A 15,476-nucleotide genomic window follows, 5' to 3' on the forward strand; every position below is an offset into this window, starting at 1 on the left:
GTGCTCCGCGCTTCGGCGGACCCTCCGGCCCTCAGCCGCTCCGGCCCTCAGGCCCCTCCGAACCGGTGCACCGCGGTCGGCGTCACCGCCGCCAGCACCGGCCGGTCGTGCGGCTCCGCCGGTACCCGGTCGCGCACCTCCCCGTCGTACAGCAGCACCACCAGCGGGGGCCGTGCGCCTGCCGCGGCCAGCCGGGTCAGCACCCGGTCGTAGCTGCCGCCCCCGCGTCCCAGCCGCATGCCCGCGGCGTCCACGGCGAGCCCCGGCAGCAGCACCGCGTCCGCCTCGGTCACCGCCTCGCGCCCCAGGCGGGGACCGGCGGGCTCCAGCAGTCCGCGACCGGCGCGCGCCAGCCCGTCCGCGCCTTCGTACGCCGCCCAGTCCAGGTCGTCGTCCGGCAGCAGCACCGGCAGCAGCACCCGCACCCCGCGCACGCGCAGCGCGTCCAGCAGCGGACGGGTGCCGGGCTCCCGACCGACCGACACGTACGCCGCGACCGTACGGGCGTCGGACAGCTCCGGGAGTTCCAGCGCATGCCGTGCCAGCGCGTGCGGCGCCTCCCGCACGTCGTCCGCCGCCAGTGCGGCCCGCGCGTCCAGTACGGCACGCCGCACCGCCCGTTTGCCCTCCGCGACACCGCTCACCGCGCGAACCTCGTCTTCCCGTCATCGTCACCCGTTATCGTGCTGCCATGAGTAGCTCACGACCCAGGATCAGCAAGGCTGTCATCCCCGCCGCCGGCCTCGGCACCCGGTTCCTGCCCGCCACCAAGGCGACGCCGAAGGAGATGCTCCCGGTCGTCGACAAGCCCGCGATCCAGTACGTGGTCGAGGAGGCCGTCACCGCCGGTCTCTCCGACGTGCTCATGGTCACCGGCCGCAATAAGCGGCCCCTCGAGGACCACTTCGACCGCAACTACGAGCTGGAGGAGGTCCTGCGCGACAAGGGCGACGCCACCAAGCTCACCCGCGTGCAGGAGTCCAGCGACCTGGCCACGATGCACTACGTGCGCCAGGGCGATCCCAAGGGCCTGGGCCACGCCATCCTCTGCGCCGCCCCGCACGTCGGCGACCAGCCGTTCGCCGTGCTGCTCGGCGACGACCTGATCGACCCGCGAGACCCGCTGCTCGCCCGGATGATGGCCGTGCAGGAGCAGCACGGCGGCAGCGTGGTGGCGCTGATGGAGGTCGAGCCGGAGAGCATCCACCTCTACGGCTGCGCCGCCGCCACCGCCACCGACGAGGACGACGTCGTCCGCGTCTCCGGCCTGGTCGAGAAGCCGTCCGCCGCGGACGCGCCCAGCAACCTCGCCATCATCGGACGCTACGTGCTGGACCCGGCCGTCTTCGAGGTGCTGCGCAAGACCGAGCCGGGGCGCGGCGGCGAGATCCAGATCACCGACGCCCTGCAGACCCTCGCCGACGAGCCGGCCCTCGGCGGCCCGGTGCACGGCGTCGTCTTCCGCGGTCGCCGCTACGACACCGGCGACCGCGCCGACTACCTGCGGGCCATCGTCCGCCTCGCCTGCGAGCGCGAGGACCTGGGGCCGGACTTCCGCGCCTGGCTGCGCGGTTACGTCGCCGAGGAGATGGGCGGCTGAACGGCGGCCCCGTCACCCGCCGGGCCTGGACCGGGACCGGCGGGACGGCGGGAGCGAGGGCGGCCGCATGAGGCCGCATGAGGACGCACGAGGAGTCGCGGTGAGGCACGGTGAGACGCGGTGAGTGAGATCTGGTCCGTCGACGAGCACCTGGTGGACGTGCTGAGCGGCATCCGTCCACTGGAGCCGATCGAGCTGAACCTGCTGGACGCGCAGGGCTGCGTGCTGCTCGACGACGTCGTCGTCCCCGCGTCCCTCCCGCCCTTCGACAACAGCTCGATGGACGGGTACGCGGTGCGTCCCGTGGACGTCGAGGGCTGCACCGAGCAGTACCCGGCCGTGCTCACCGTGCTCGGCGACATCGCCGCCGGCAGCCACGAGCCGCTCAGCGTCGGGCCCGGCCAGGCCGCGCGCATCATGACCGGCGCCGCACTCCCGCCGGGCGCCGAGGCCGTCGTCCCGGTCGAGTGGACCGACGGCGGCACCGGCGGCGGTCCCGCCGACAGCATGACCGCGCACAGCGCCGACCCGGCCGCGGCGAGCGGCGAGGTGCGGGTGCACCGCTCCGTCACGCCCGGCCAGTACGTGCGGCCGCGCGGCAGCGACGTGCAGGCCGGGACCGTCGCGCTGAAGGCGGGGACCGTGCTCGGCCCGCCGCAGATCGGGCTGCTCGCCGCCATCGGCCGGGCGTCGGTGACCGTACGGCCGCGGCCGCGGGTCGTGGTGCTGTCCACCGGCAGCGAACTCGTGGCGCCCGGCCGGGAGCTGGGGCCCGGCCAGATCCACGACTCCAACAGCTACGTGCTGGCCGCGGCCGCCCGCGCGGCCGGTGCCGAGGCGTACCGGGTCGGCGCGGTGACCGACGACGCCGACGTCCTGCGGTCCACCGTCGAGGACCAGTTGATCCGCGCCGACGTGCTGGTCACCAGCGGCGGCGTCAGCGTCGGCGCGTACGACGTGGTGAAGGAGGCGCTCGGCGGCATCGAGGGGCCGGACGGCAGCGTCTCGTTCCGCCGTCTGGCCATGCAGCCCGGCAAGCCGCAGGGCTTCGGCCTGATCGGCGCCGACCGCACGCCCCTGCTCGCCCTGCCCGGCAACCCGGTCAGCTCGTACGTCTCCTTCGAGTTGTTCGTCCGCCCGGTGGTGCGCACGCTGATGGGGCTGGAGCCCGCCTCGCGCACGCCCGTCCGCGCGCGTCTGGCGGGTGAGGAGCCGTTGCGTTCCCCGGCCGGCAAGCGGCAGTTCCTGCGCGGCGCGTACGAGCCGCCGGCGAGCGGGGACGGCGTCGGCACCGTGCGGGCGGTCGGCGGCGCCGGCTCGCACCTGATCGCGGCGCTCGCGCAGGCGGACGCGCTGCTCGTCGTGCCCGAGGACGCCGAACAGGTCGCCCCCGGCGACTTGGTCGACGTGCTGCTCCTCGACTGAGCGGGGTACCCGGTCCGCCGCCCGAGGGCGGGCTCCGGTCTCCGGGCGGCGCGGGCAGGAGTACCGTGTCAGCCGCACACGACCGGACGGGACCGGACGGAGAACGATGACCAGCCCGGAGCAGCACCACCTCACCCACGTCGACGACGCGGGCGCCGCACGCATGGTCGACGTCTCCGGCAAGGACGTCACCGCCCGTACGGCACGCGCCTCCGGACGGGTGCTGGTCTCGCCGCGGGTCGTGGAACTCCTGCGGGGCGAGGGCGTCCCCAAGGGCGACGCGCTGGCCACCGCACGCATCGCCGGCATCGCCGGCGCCAAACGCACCCCCGACCTGATCCCGCTCTGCCACCCGCTGGCCGTCTCCGGCGTCAAGGTCGACCTGAACGTGGCGGACGACGCGGTGGAGATCACCGCGACGGTGAAGACGACCGACCGCACGGGTGTGGAGATGGAGGCGCTGACGGCCGTGTCGGTCGCCGCGCTCACCGTGGTCGACATGGTGAAGGCCGTCGACAAGGGCGCGGTCGTCACCGACGTGCGGGTGGAGGAGAAGACAGGGGGCAAGTCCGGCGACTGGCACCGCGACGCGCCCGCAGCCGCCGGCGAGCAGGTCGCCGCCGAGGGGCCGACGGGCGCGGGGCCCACGGGCGCGGAGGCGACCGGCGCGGGCGACGGCGACCAGGGCCACGCCGACCAGGGCCCGCGGTACCGGGCCCTGGCGGTCACCGCGTCCAACCGTGCCGCCGCCGGGGTCTACGCCGACAAGGGTGGCCCGTTGCTGGCCGGGGGCCTGCGGGCGATGGGCTTCGCCGTCGACGGCCCGCGCGTCGTCCCCGACGGCGAGCCCGTCGCGGAGGCGCTCCGCGAGGCGGTCGCCGCGCGCTACGACGTGGTGCTGACGACCGGTGGCACCGGCGTCTCGCCGACCGACCGCACACCCGAGGTCACCCGCGCCCTCCTCGACCACGAGGTCCCCGGCATCACCGAGGCCATTCGCGACGCGGGCCGCGCCAAGGTCCCGACCGCCGCCCTGTCGCGTGGCGTGGCGGGCGTCGCGGGGAGCACACTGATCGTGAACCTGCCCGGATCCTCGGGCGGCGTACGCGACGGTCTCGCCGTACTGGAACGGCTGCTGGTGCACGCGGTCGACCAGATCCACGGCGGCGACCACCCGAGAGGGGACGACCCCCGCTGAACGCGCCCTGGCCGGTAGAACTGGCGGACGGACCGACCGTCCTCCGCCCCATAAGGCTGCGCGACCAGCGGGCGTGGCGGGAGATCAACCAGCGCAACCGCGACTGGCTCCGCCCCTGGGAGGCCACCATCCCGCCGGCTCCGCCCGGCCACGAGCCGCCGCGCCGTCCGACTTACCGCCAGATGGTCCGGCACCTGCGCGCCGAGGCGCAGGCCGGGCGGATGCTGCCGTTCGTCGTCGAGTACGGGGGCCGGCTCGCCGGGCAGCTCACCGTCGCCGGCATCACCTGGGGGTCGATGTGCTCGGGCCACATCGGCTACTGGGTGGACAAGGCGGTCGCGGGGCGCGGTGTCACGCCGACCGCGGTCGCCCTCGCGACGGATCACTGTTTCCGCACCGTCGGGCTGCATCGCATGGAAGTGTGCATCCGGCCGGAGAACGCGCCCAGCCGCCGCGTGGTGGAGAAACTGGGTTTCCGCGAGGAAGGCATGCGCCCCCGCTATCTGCACATCGACGGTGCTTGGCGGGACCATCTGGTGTATGCGCTCACAGTGGAGGAAGTGCCGGAAGGCCTGCTCACGCGCTGGCACGGCCGCCACGTCCCTCCCACGCCGCACAAATAGAATGCGTTTTCGAATTACGGGCGGCGCGAAAGAGGCGTGAATTCTCCATCGGTCCGGCACATGGGCCGGTCGGGATGGGTGAAATCACGTAAAAGGATCGTGAGATCAGCAAGATCGTGCGACACACCGCGCGATTCTGCAGATGCCCGCCCGCGATCCCCTCTACCGTGTGAGGGTGAGCAGCAGTGGCCTCATCTACGCAGTCATCGTCGGGGCCTGGGCCGCCTACCTGGTGCCCATGTGGCTCCGCCGGCAGGACGAGTTGAACGAGGCGCGTCCGACGGAACGCTTCAGCACCGCCATCCGGCTGCTGTCCGGAAAGGCGGCGATGGAACGCCGTTACGCGAAGGAGGCGGAGCGGCGCGAGGCGGACGTCGCCGAGGTGGCCTCCGACGATGACGACGCGGACGGGAACGACCCGGAGGACGCGACCGGCGAAGCGGTCGACTTCCGGGCCTTCGCCGAACCCAGGACCATGGTCCACGAACCCCCCGACGCCGCGGACAGCCGCTCCCCGGGGCGCAGCCCGGCCGACCGGAAGGCCGCCGGTCGCGAGGCTCGCCGTGCCCCCGCGCCCGAGCGCCGTCCTGCCGAGGGCCGCCGGCCCGCCGGCGGCCGGACCCCGGCCGGCCGCAAGGCCGCCGAGCGCAGCAAGCGCGCCCAGGTCCTCGCCCGCCGCCGGCGCACCACCATGCTCCTCTTCCTCTGCTTCTCCGTCGGCGCGGTCGTCGCCGCGGTCGGCGGCGTCGCGTTCCTCTGGGCCCCCGCCGCCCCCGCCGCGCTCCTCAGCGCCTACATCGCCCACCTGCGCACCACGGAACGGCGCCGCTTCCACGTCACCATGGACCGACGCCGCGCCGAGCAGGCCGCCGCGCACCTGCGCGAGCGGCGCGGGCGCACCGGCACCCACGAGGTGCCGCCCGCGGAGCCCGAGCCCACCCGCGTGCACACGGAGCCCACCCACCCCGCCCACCCGGCTCCGGTGTCCGAGGCTCACCGGTCGACCTCCCAGGCGCCCGCCTCGGAACGCTCGCCGGCGGCGGACCGGCGCGCCCTGGTGGAGCAGACCGACCACGCCGAGTGGGTCGACCAGGAGCGGGGCCGCGTGCGCGAGCAGCCCGAGGGTGAGGGCTGGGAGCCGGTCCCCGTGCCCCTGCCCACCTACGTCAACGCCCCCGTCGCCCCCCGCACCGCCCGCGGCGTGGACCTCGACACCCCGGACGCCTGGAGTTCCGCCCGCTCCACCACGGCTTCGTCCGCCGGTTCGGGTTCGGGTGCCACTTCGGGCGCGGCAGCGGACGCCGACCAGGCCGCCGCACGGCCGCCGTCGTCCCGTGCCCGGCGGGACCGGACACCGCTGTTCGACCAGATGGCCGACAAGGACCGCCCCCGCGCGGCCAACGAGTGACCCGCCCGCGACCTCGCCCCACCCCCGCCCCACCGGTTCCGGCCTCGGATTTCCACCCGGCCCGGCGGTGATGCTAAGGTTTCACCCGTCGCAAGGGCCTGTAGCGCAGTCCGGTAGCGCATCTCGTTCGCAACGAGGGGGTCAGGGGTTCAAATCCCCTCAGGTCCACCCAGCACCACGACACGAAGATCCCGTCCGATCAGCAGATCGGGCGGGATTTCTCATGGGCGGGGCGCTCCTGGTGGCCCCAGGAGGGTGAGGCAGCCGCGGTCCCGCCGGAACGTCGCGGCTTCGACGGCACCGGTGCCCTCGGCGGGGAGCCGAGGGCGGACCGCGTCCTACGGGCCGGGCGTCAGCGCGGGGAGGATCTGCCACAGGACGTCGTCGACGCTCGCGTCCTCGTCGTTGCACAGGATCACGAGGGTGGCGTCGAGCTCGGGGAGCCACGCCAGGAGTGAGTGGTATCCGGGATTGTCGCCGGGGTGGAAGCGCGCCGGACGGCCGGCCAGGGTGCCGAGGCAGTAGCCGTACCCGTAGCGGTCGATGACCACGGGACCGTCGGCGCCCGCGTCGCCCGCGGCCGGAACCCCGGCGGCGGTCATCGCCTCGCGCGAGGAGGGCGAGACGACGCGGCCGGCGTTGAACGCGGACGTGTACCGCGCCAGATCGCCCACGGTCGACCATATGTCCCCGGCCCCGGGCATGGCCGCGAACGCTTCCACGTCGATCCGTCGGCCGCGTTGGTAGCCGTGTGCGGCACCTCCCGGCGGGGGCGCGCCGGCGCACGTGGCCTCCATGCCGAGCGGGAGCAGGATGCGCTCGTCGAGGAAGTCCGCATAGCGGCGGCCGCTGACCTGTTCGATGAGCTGCGCCACCAGGAGGTAGCCCGGCGAGCTGTAGTGCCACGCGGTACCGGGCGCGCTGCGCAGCGGTACCTCCGCGAAGAGGCCGAGGAACTCCTCGGCGGTCCCGGGCCTGGTGACGTCGAAGCCGGTCAGCTCCCACCAGTGCCCCAGGCCCGAGGTGTGGGTCAGGAGCTGGTGCAGGGTCAGTTCCCGCCAACGGCGCGGGCAGCCGGGCAGCCACTCGGCGATCGGCGCCCCCAGCGCCAAGGCCCCCTCTTCGACGAGGAGCATGGCCGCGGCCGCCGTGAACTGCTTGCTCACCGACGCGATCTGGAACCGCGTGTCCGGCGTGCAGGCCGTCCCCGCCTCCGTGTCGGCGGCGCCGTTCGACACCTGCAGGGCCGTGGCCGAGCCACGCTTCACCAGGAGGGACCCGTTCAGGCCGTCGATGTCCTGCACCCGGGCAACGGTAGTCGCCCGTCGCGCCGCCCCACACCCCCCGGACGGCCGGGCCGACGCCCGGTCCGACCGGCACGCGTTGTCGGTGGCTCCTGTCAGGATGCCCGTCGGACCACGAAGCAGGAGAGATCCATGGGCACTTGGGACGTCGGCCCCTTCGACAACGACACCGCAGCGGATTTCTGCGGCGACGTCGACGAGGCGGCAACGAGCGAACGGGAGAGCGTCATCCGGGACGCGCTCCAGCGTGTGGTGGACACCGGGGGCTACCTCGAAGCACCGGAGTCCGAGGCCGCCGTGGCCGCGGCGGCCCTCGTCGCGGCCCAGTGCCCCGAGGGGGCACCTGCCGAGTCGGCCTATGCGCCGGAAGCGCCCCTGCCCGATGTCACCGCTCTGCGCGAACTGGCCCGCCGCGCCCTCGACCGGGTCGTGACCGAGCCCTCCGAGCTGATGGACCTCTGGACCGCATCGGGAGGCGCATCCTGGCGCGCGACGGTCGACCGGCTGCGGACCACGCTCCTGCCGCAACCGCCGGGCGCACGCAGCCGTCCCGACGATCGCCGGTTCCCTCCGGCCCTCGCGGCCGCGATGGCGGTCCCCTTCGACTACGACGAGGGTGAGGGCGTCGACTTCGAACCCTTCACCGCGTTCCTGCCCGCCGAGGAGACGACCGACTGGTTTCGCGCGTGGACCGGGAATCCCGATCTGCGCGGAGACGACTTCCGCGTGTTCGGCCAGGACGGCACCGGGGGTTACGCCGCGTTCTGGCTCGTCCGCCCCCACCGAAGCCTGGGCGACCAACCGGTCGTCTTCCTCGGTTCCGAGGGAGAGACCGGCGTCGTGGCGCGCAACCTGCCCGACCTTCTGTGGCTCCTCGCCGACGGGCTCGGTCCCGCGGAAGCAGCCACCTCGTACGACCGCGGCGGCAGGGCTCCGCGCCCCAACCGGCAACTGGCTGCGGTCGCGGAACGGTTCGCGGGGGACAGCCGTAGGTCGGCCGTCCGCGTGGCCGAATCGGCTTCGCGGGAGTTTCCCGACTTCGACGGCACCCTGAGGAAGCTCTGCCGCTGAGCCCGCACCCGCCGGCGTGAACGGTGGGGGCGGGCCGGGGTTCCGCCGTGCGGGCGTCAGTCGGCCAGGGCGGTCAGGACCGCCGTGCGGGCCGAGGAGGCGTCGGGGGCGGTGCGGGCCAGGTGGGCGAGGTGACGGCAGCGGTCCAGCGAGTGGGCGGCGAGGGCGGCGCGCACGGCGGGGAGGCAGCCGGGCGCGGCGGAGAGGCTGGTGACGCCGAGGCCCACGAGGACCAGGGCCAGCGCCGGGTCGGCCGCGGCCTCGCCGCAGACGCCGACGGGGAGGTCCCGCGCGGCGCCCGCCTCGGCGGTCATGGCAACCAGGTCGAGTACGGCCGGCTGCCACGGGTCGAGGAGTTCGGCGAGGCTGCCGAGGGTGCGGTCGGCGGCGAGGGCGTACTGGGCCAGGTCGTTGGTGCCGATGCTGAGGAAGTCGCAGGGTCCGGCGAGGTTCCGGGCGCGCAGCGCGGCCGAGGGGACCTCCACCATGGCGCCGGCCACGGGCAGGCCGTGGGCGCGGACGCGGGTGGTGAAGTCGGCGGCCTCGCTCGGCAGGGACACCATGGGCGCCATCACCCACACCCGTGCGCCGGAGTCCTCGGCGGCCGCCGAGATCGCGGCGAGCTGCGTCTCCAGCAGCTGCGGGTCGCGGGCGGCCGTACGGAGGCCGCGCACGCCGAGGGCCGGGTTGGGCTCGTCCGCAGCGGTGGCGAACGGCAGTGGCTTGTCGGCGCCCGCGTCGAGGGTGCGGACGACGACGCGGCGCCCGGCGAAGGCGGCGAACACCTCGCGGTAGGCGGCCGTCTGCTCCTCCAGACCGGGCGCGCGGTCGCGGTCCAGGTAGAGGAACTCGGTGCGGAAGAGTCCGACGCCCTCGCTGTCGGCGGCCGCCGCCGCGGGGAGTTCGGCGAGGCCGCCGAGGTTGACCAGCAGCGCGACCGGGTGTCCGTCCGCGGTACGACCGGGGCCGGCGACCGCCTCCGCCGCGCGGCGCGCGCGGTCGTCACGGTCGGCGGCCGCGGCGACGGCCTCCGGGGACGGGTCGGTCTCTACGGTGCCCGCGGTGCCGTCCACCAGCACCGTGCGGCCGTCGGCCAGTTCGGCCGCCCCGGCGCAGCCGACCACGGCGGGGATGCCGAGGATGCGGGCCAGGATCGCGGTGTGGCTGGTGGGGCCGCCGCGCACGGTGAGCAGGGCCAGGACCGTCGAGGGGTCGAGCAGCGCCGTGTCCGCCGGGGCGAGGTCGTCGGCCACCAGCACGTACGGGTGGCCGGGCTCGGGCAGGCCGGGCATGGGGAGCCCCAGGAAGCGTGCGACGGCCCGGTCCCGCAGGTCGTCCAGGTCCGCGACGCGTTCGGCGAAGACACCGCCCGCCGCCTCCAGCGCCGCACGGAACGCGCCGAACGCGGCGGTCAGGGCGTGCGGCCCGTCCGAGCCGTCGCGGACGAGGTCCGCCGCCCGGTCGGCGAGTGACGGGTCGCCGGCCATCATGGCCTGTGCGGTGAGCACTTCGGCGGCTTCGCCGGAAGTCGCGGAGGCACGTCGTTCCAGGTCGGCGGTCACCTGTGCCAGCGCCTGGCGTACGGCGTCCGCCTCGGCCGCGACCTCGCCCGGCGGGACGGTGCGCGGCGCGGGAATCCCGGGGGGAGGCGCCATCCTGGCCACCGGCCCTGCGGCCGTGCCGCCGCCCACGCCGATTCCCCTCGACACGGCGCCCACGGCTACTCCTTGGCGTCGAGGTCGGACGCGACCAGCCGCGCCAGCTCGTCGACGGCCGCCTCCGCGCCCTCCCCCTCGGCCGAGAGGATCACCGCATCCCCGTGCCCGGCCCCCAGGGAGAGGACGGACAGCAGGCTGCGGGCGCTGACCGGCGGCCTGCCGTCCCGGGCGACGTTCACCTGCACGGGCAGGCGGGTGGCGGCCTGGACGAACAGCGCGGCGGGGCGGGCGTGCAGCCCGCTCCGGGCACCCACGACGACGGTGCGCTCGAGCAAGAGGATCACTCCTTGTGCGAAGGGTCGGGGACGATGACCGCCCGTCGGGTCTCGCCGGCGAAGGCGCGTGCCGGACCGGGCGGTGGACCACCCGGAAGCCGTCTCGCAGGTGCTCGCGCGTCCCGCTCTCGGGGGACGGAACGCCGTGAGCGGCCGGGGCTCGTCGTCCGGGCGCCAGGTTACGCCCCGGGGACCGGTGGCACGAGCGAAGGCAGGGTCGTGGTGGGCCTGTACAGGAAGTCTTCAGGGAGAGGCCCCGGACTGATGCGTTCCGGTGTCGGCGCTGTCCCGCCGGTGCCAGAATGCGATGTTTCGATCTTCTGTTCGCGGTCGAGCCGCGACGACCGAAAGGACGTCATGAGACCTCCGACTACTCCGCCCGCCGGCCCGGCGACTCCCTGGACGTCGGTCAATCCGGCTGATCTGACCGACGTCGTCGCCGAGCGGCGGTTGGCCGGCACGGAGGAGTTCGTCGCCGCCGCGCGAGCCGCGCACGAGGCGCAGGCAGGGTGGGCGCGCCGGCCGGCACCGCAGCGGGGCAGGGTCCTGGCGAACGTGGGCCGGCTGGTCGAGGCGAACAAGCAGGCGCTTGCCCGAGTCGTCACCCGTGAGGTGGGCAAGCCTTACGCGGAGGCGCTCGGCGAGGTGCAGGAAGTCATCGACACCTGCGACTTCTTCCTCGGTGAGGGGCGCCGGCTGTACGGCCAGACCGTGCCCAGCGAGATGCCGGACAAGCACCTGTTCACCTACCGGAAGCCGCTGGGTACGGCGGTGGTGGTGACGGCTGCGAACTTCCCGGCGGCGGTTCCCGCGTGGTACCTCGTCCCGGCCCTGCTGTGCGGCAACACGGTGGTGTGGAAGCCGTCCGAATCGGCGATGGCCGTCGCGGACGCCCTTGCCTCTCTCTTCCGGGCCGGTGGTGTGCCCGACGATGTGCTGCGCGTGGTGCACACCGACGGGACCACGGCCTACGCCGGCTTGGAGGAGGCGCTCGACGAGGGCTTCGTGCAGAAGATCGGCTTCACTGGTTCGACGGCAGTGGGGCGGCGGGTCGCCGAACTTGCCGGACGGCACCTCCAGGCTCCGTGCCTCGAGCTGGGCGGCAAGAACCCGCTGGTCGTCGCGGAGGACGCGGATCTCGAGCTGGCCGTGCAGGGGGCGTTGTTCAGTGCCTTCGCAACCGCCGGGCAGCGTTGCACCTCCATGGGGACGGCCTTCGTCCACCGTGCGGTCCACGGCCGTTTCATGGAGTCGTTCGTCCGGGCCGCGGAGAACCTCGTGGTCGGCGACCCGACCCAGGACGTCTTCTACGGGCCGCTGATCGGAGAGCGCTACCTGGAGGACTTCCTGAAGAGCCTCGACCTCGTGCAGGGCCACCACACGCCGGCGGGGTCGACGGCCACCGGGCGCATCACCTCGCAGCAGCCGCGCAAGGGGTTCGTGGGCGACCCCGACATCGGTGTGTACGTCCACCCGACCGTGGTGGACGGAGTCCGGCAGGACGACGCCCTGTACCGGCAGGAGACGTTCGGCCCGCTGGTGGGTGTGGCGGTCTTCGACCACCTCGACGAGGCGGTCGAGCTGGCGAACGGCCACGGGTACGGGCTCTCTGCGGCGCTGTACACCCGTTCCCCCGCTACCGCGTTCAGTTTCCGCGAGCGCTGTTCGGCAGGCATGCTCAGCATCAACAACTCGACGGTCGGCGCGGAGGCCCACCTGCCGTTCGGCGGTAACGGGATGTCCGGCAACGGGAGTCGGCAGTCGGGCATCTGGGTGCTGGACCAGTTCACCTCCTGGCAGTCCGTCAACTGGGACCACGCGGGGTCGCTGCAGAAGGCCCAGATGGATGTCGAGGAGGTCCCGGCGGACATGGACTTCCGGCTGGAGTGACCCGCGTGGGGCGGCGGGGCCACGCGTCCGCGGGCCCCGCCGTCGGTAGGCCGGTCCGTCCGGGCTTCAGCCTGCCCGAACGGTCACGTCGCCGATGGACGTGGTCGCCTCGACCTTCGAGGAGGCGGAGGAATCGCGCTGCGCGGTCACCTTCTCGTCGCCCAGCTCGGAGGTGGCGGTCACGGCGTACGGCCCGGCCTCCTCCGGCAGGGACACGGTCACGTCGCCGGTCTTGCTGGTGGCGCTGAGGGCGTCGAAGTCGTCGACGACGTCGAGCCGGACGTCGCCCAGCTTCGATCCGGCTTCGGCCGTGCGGAACCGCACACCGTCGAGGACGACGCCGCCGGTCTTGCCGTAGGCGACGACCTCGTCGCCCCGCACGTCGGTCAGTTCGACGGAGCCGGCGTCGGTGCGGGCCTCGACGGAGGCGGTGAGGCCGGTGACCCGCACGTCGCCGAGCCTGGTCCGCAGGGTTACCGGTGTGTCGGCGGGGACCCTGAGAGCGTAGTCGGAGGCGCACTCGCCCCAGCCGTCCTCGCAGCCGGTGGTGATGCGCAGGGTGCCGTCCTCGCGCTCGACGGATTCCTCCGGCGAGCGGAACGACTTGAGCATGCTGCGTTCCAGGGAGACCTCCGAGCCCGCGTCCGCCCTGGTGACGGTCAGATCGCCGCTGTCGACGATCAGCTCGACCCGGTCGACGCGCTCGTCGAAGGTCGCTGCGGAGTGGTCCGTGCGGGTGAGCATCTTGCCCAGCAGGAAGGCGCCTGCGCCGAGCACCAGGCCGAGAGCCACGAGGGCGCCGAGCCACCGAAGGGCGCGTCCCCGCCTGCTCCGGCTCTGCGGTGGGCCGCTCGGTGCGGTGCGGCCCTCCGGGGCCAGGGTCTTGTCCATGTCACGCTCCTAGCGTCAGCGGGCGGTGGCCGCGTCGAGGTACTGGAGTACGGCGCGGACGCGCCGGTGTTCCTCCTCGCCGGGCAGCAGGTCGAGCTTGGTGAAGATGGACCGGATGTGCTTCTCCACCGCTCGTTCGGTGATGAACAGGCGTTTCGCGAGTCCGCTGTTGCTCAGCCCTTCGGCCATCAGCCCCAGCACCTCCGTCTCCCGGGCGGTCAGTGACCCGAGGCTGTCGGGCGTGCGGGTTCCGGCGAAGATCTGACTGATCACGTCCGGGTCCAGCGCCGTCCCGCCGGCGGCCACCCGGCGCAGCGTGGCGACGAACTCGTCGACGTCGGCCACCCGGTCCTTCAGCAGGTAGCCGAGTCCTTCGCTGCCGTGCGCGAGGAGTCTGCCGGCCCACTTCGCCTCCACGTACTGGGAGAGGACGACGATCGGTCGCCGCGGCTCGGCGGCACGCAGGGTCAGCGCGGCCCGCAGCCCCTCGTCGGTGTGGGTGGGCGGCATCCGCACGTCCACCAGGCACAGGTCGGGGTCGAGGTCGGCGACCAGAGAGAGGAGTTCGTCGCCGTCGCCCGCCTGGCCGACCACGTCGATGTCCTCGTCGGCCAGCAGCTTGGCGAGCCCGGTGCGCAGCAGCACCGAGTCCTCGGCGATGACGACGGAGAGCAAGGGTGCTCACGCCTCCCACGGGATGGTTGCGTCGACGACGGTCGGTCCGCCGAAGGGACTGGTGCAGGTCAGATGGCCGTCGACGGCGTGCACCCGGTCGCTCAGGCCGCGCAGCCCGGTGCCCCGTGCGGGTTCGGCGCCGCCGATCCCGTCGTCCGCGACGGCGATGCGCAGCAGGTCACCCTGACGCAGCACCTTCACGGTCACGGCGTCGGCGGCGGCGTGCTTGGCGACGTTGGTCAGCGCCTCGGAGATCACGTAGTAGGCCACCGCCTCCGCCCGGGGGGAGCAACGCTCGGTGAGCTGCACGCGGAGGTCGACGGGGACCGGGCTGCGGGCGGCGACCGACAGCAGCGCGGCCTCCAGCCCCTGCTCCTGGAGGACGGCCGGGTGCAGGCCGCGCGTCACGTCGCGCAGCTCCTGCATGGCGGCCTTGGCGTCCTCGTGTGCGGTGGTGAGGAGAAGCAGGGCCTTCTCGGGGTCGCGGGCGAAGCGGGACTTGGCGCGGCCCAGCGTCATCGCCACCGACAGCAGCCGCTGCTGGGCTCCGTCGTGCAGGTTGCGCTCGATGCGACGGCGCTCCTCCTCGGCGGCGTCGACCATGCGCGACCGGCTGTCCTCCAGGTCGAGCACCCGCCGTACCAGGTGGTCCACGGTGCCCGAGCCCAGCAGCCGCGACGCCAGGTGCACCTCGGCGTGCACCAGATGGCGGGGCAGCTTCCATCCGGCGGAGAGCATGGCCAGTCCGGGCAGGCAGGCGGCGAAGGCGACGACGGGGGACGTGGCGTCCAGCCCCAGCACGGTCGAGCCGGCCGGCAGCAGCGGGAAGAGGAGCGGCAGCAGCGCCAGCAGCGCGCCCGAGGCCAGCAGGGTGACCACCACCGCCCCGGCCCCGAGTCCCCACAGGGAGAGGGCGGCGCTGAAACCCAGGCGCTTCCAGGAGCGGCGGCCGAACAGCCCCGCCACACGGTCCCGCCAGCCGGGTGGCGCCCCCGCCCCCTCCGGGGCGGGGGCCGAGGTGGCCGGCTGCAGGCGATGGCGGGCCAGTTCGGCGCGCGCCACCAGACCCGCCAGCACCATCGCGACCGGCAGCAGGGGCAGTCCGATGAGGAACACCGGCGTCAGCGCCACCCCGCTCAGGAAGAGCACCGCCGGGAGCACATAGAGGGGCGAGAGCGCGAGGGTGCCGAGTACATGCACCACATCGTCGCGGCTCTCCCGGCCCAGAAGGCCGCGTGCCAGGCGAAGGGGGCCGCCCCCCAGCCGCGGAGGTCTCAGTATCACGGTGCCTCCGTAACGTCGTCGGATCCGGCCTCCCGTTCGCCCGCCGGATACGTGGCGTCGGGTCGACCCGTCTGCTGAAGGAGCATAAGGCGGCTCTCCCCGCCTCTCCGAGCG

At 73.9% G+C, this 15,476-nt stretch carries 14 protein-coding genes, 1 tRNA gene and 1 pseudogene; 9 read left to right on the forward strand and 7 right to left on the reverse strand.

The features are described from left to right. Positions 1-47: 47 nt before the first annotated feature. Positions 48-644 carry a 5-formyltetrahydrofolate cyclo-ligase gene (locus K304_RS0124425; RefSeq protein ID WP_027765855.1) on the reverse strand — a complete coding sequence of 199 codons (597 nt, stop codon included), beginning with the start codon at positions 642-644 and terminating at the stop codon, positions 48-50. Between the two features lie 47 nt (positions 645-691). Between K304_RS0124425 and galU the strand changes: the two genes are divergently transcribed. From galU to K304_RS0124455, 6 genes are all read left to right on the forward strand, one after another. Further along, complete coding sequence (galU, locus tag K304_RS0124430) at positions 692-1,600, forward strand: UTP--glucose-1-phosphate uridylyltransferase GalU (RefSeq protein WP_027765856.1); 909 nt, start codon at positions 692-694, stop codon at positions 1,598-1,600. Positions 1,601-1,720: 120 nt separating this feature from the next. Continuing rightward, complete coding sequence (glp, locus tag K304_RS0124435) at positions 1,721-3,025, forward strand: molybdotransferase-like divisome protein Glp (RefSeq protein WP_027765857.1); 1,305 nt, start codon at positions 1,721-1,723, stop codon at positions 3,023-3,025. A gap of 106 nt (positions 3,026-3,131) precedes the next feature. Then, positions 3,132-4,223, forward strand: coding sequence for a bifunctional molybdenum cofactor biosynthesis protein MoaC/MoaB (gene moaCB, locus K304_RS0124440; protein WP_027765858.1), 1,092 nt, complete (start codon positions 3,132-3,134; stop codon positions 4,221-4,223). After that, positions 4,220-4,846: a GNAT family N-acetyltransferase gene (locus tag K304_RS0124445; protein WP_027765859.1), complete on the forward strand. Its 627-nt coding sequence runs from the start codon at positions 4,220-4,222 to the stop codon at positions 4,844-4,846. Before moaCB ends, K304_RS0124445 begins: the two co-directional genes overlap by 4 nt. Positions 4,847-5,021: 175 nt before the next feature. Next, positions 5,022-6,254: a divisome protein SepX/GlpR gene (gene sepX / locus K304_RS0124450; RefSeq protein ID WP_027765860.1), complete on the forward strand. Its 1,233-nt coding sequence runs from the start codon at positions 5,022-5,024 to the stop codon at positions 6,252-6,254. 94 nt (positions 6,255-6,348) lie between these two features. Next, a tRNA-Ala gene (locus K304_RS0124455) sits at positions 6,349-6,422 on the forward strand. Positions 6,423-6,592: 170 nt separating this feature from the next. On the opposite strand, the gene K304_RS33525 is transcribed toward K304_RS0124455, so the two are convergent. Further along, positions 6,593-7,558, reverse strand: a complete 966-nt coding sequence (locus K304_RS33525; RefSeq protein WP_051308780.1) for a serine hydrolase domain-containing protein — start codon at positions 7,556-7,558, stop codon at positions 6,593-6,595. A 132-nt stretch (positions 7,559-7,690) separates the two neighbouring features. Here K304_RS33525 and K304_RS34240 point away from each other — a divergent pair. Both K304_RS34240 and K304_RS34245 read left to right on the forward strand, forming a co-directional pair. Continuing rightward, positions 7,691-8,095, forward strand: a pseudogene (locus K304_RS34240) (DUF4259 domain-containing protein); the annotation flags it as partial. 51 nt (positions 8,096-8,146) lie between these two features. After that, entirely contained in the window at positions 8,147-8,629 is a 483-nt protein-coding gene (locus tag K304_RS34245; protein ID WP_051308820.1) for a hypothetical protein, read from the forward strand. Positions 8,630-8,685: 56 nt separating this feature from the next. Here the strand turns inward: K304_RS34245 and ptsP are convergent, their stop codons facing one another. Together ptsP and K304_RS0124480 are read right to left on the reverse strand one after the other, a co-directional pair. Beyond that, positions 8,686-10,347: a phosphoenolpyruvate--protein phosphotransferase gene (gene ptsP, locus K304_RS0124475; protein WP_037791573.1), complete on the reverse strand. Its 1,662-nt coding sequence runs from the start codon at positions 10,345-10,347 to the stop codon at positions 8,686-8,688. A gap of 2 nt (positions 10,348-10,349) precedes the next feature. Beyond that, positions 10,350-10,622 (reverse strand): HPr family phosphocarrier protein, encoded by a 273-nt coding sequence (locus K304_RS0124480; RefSeq protein ID WP_027765862.1) that lies wholly within the window; start codon positions 10,620-10,622, stop codon positions 10,350-10,352. A 357-nt stretch (positions 10,623-10,979) separates the two neighbouring features. Here K304_RS0124480 and K304_RS0124485 point away from each other — a divergent pair, with 357 nt between their 5' ends. Continuing rightward, the gene (locus tag K304_RS0124485; RefSeq protein ID WP_051308781.1) at positions 10,980-12,512 is read left to right on the forward strand and encodes an aldehyde dehydrogenase family protein; all 1,533 of its coding nucleotides are present in this window, start codon (positions 10,980-10,982) and stop codon (positions 12,510-12,512) included. A 66-nt stretch (positions 12,513-12,578) separates the two neighbouring features. On the opposite strand, the gene K304_RS0124490 is transcribed toward K304_RS0124485, so the two are convergent. The 3 genes from K304_RS0124490 to K304_RS0124500 are packed head-to-tail and all read right to left on the reverse strand — an operon-like array spanning position 12,579 to position 15,362. Then, positions 12,579-13,403, reverse strand: a complete 825-nt coding sequence (locus K304_RS0124490; RefSeq protein WP_027765864.1) for a DUF4097 family beta strand repeat-containing protein — start codon at positions 13,401-13,403, stop codon at positions 12,579-12,581. Between the two features lie 15 nt (positions 13,404-13,418). After that, positions 13,419-14,078, reverse strand: coding sequence for a response regulator transcription factor (locus K304_RS0124495; RefSeq protein WP_027765865.1), 660 nt, complete (start codon positions 14,076-14,078; stop codon positions 13,419-13,421). 6 nt (positions 14,079-14,084) lie between these two features. Next, positions 14,085-15,362: a histidine kinase gene (locus K304_RS0124500; protein WP_199779667.1), complete on the reverse strand. Its 1,278-nt coding sequence runs from the start codon at positions 15,360-15,362 to the stop codon at positions 14,085-14,087. Between the last annotated feature and the right edge of the window lie 114 nt (positions 15,363-15,476).

This window comes from Streptomyces sp. CNS606 (assembly GCF_000426325.1).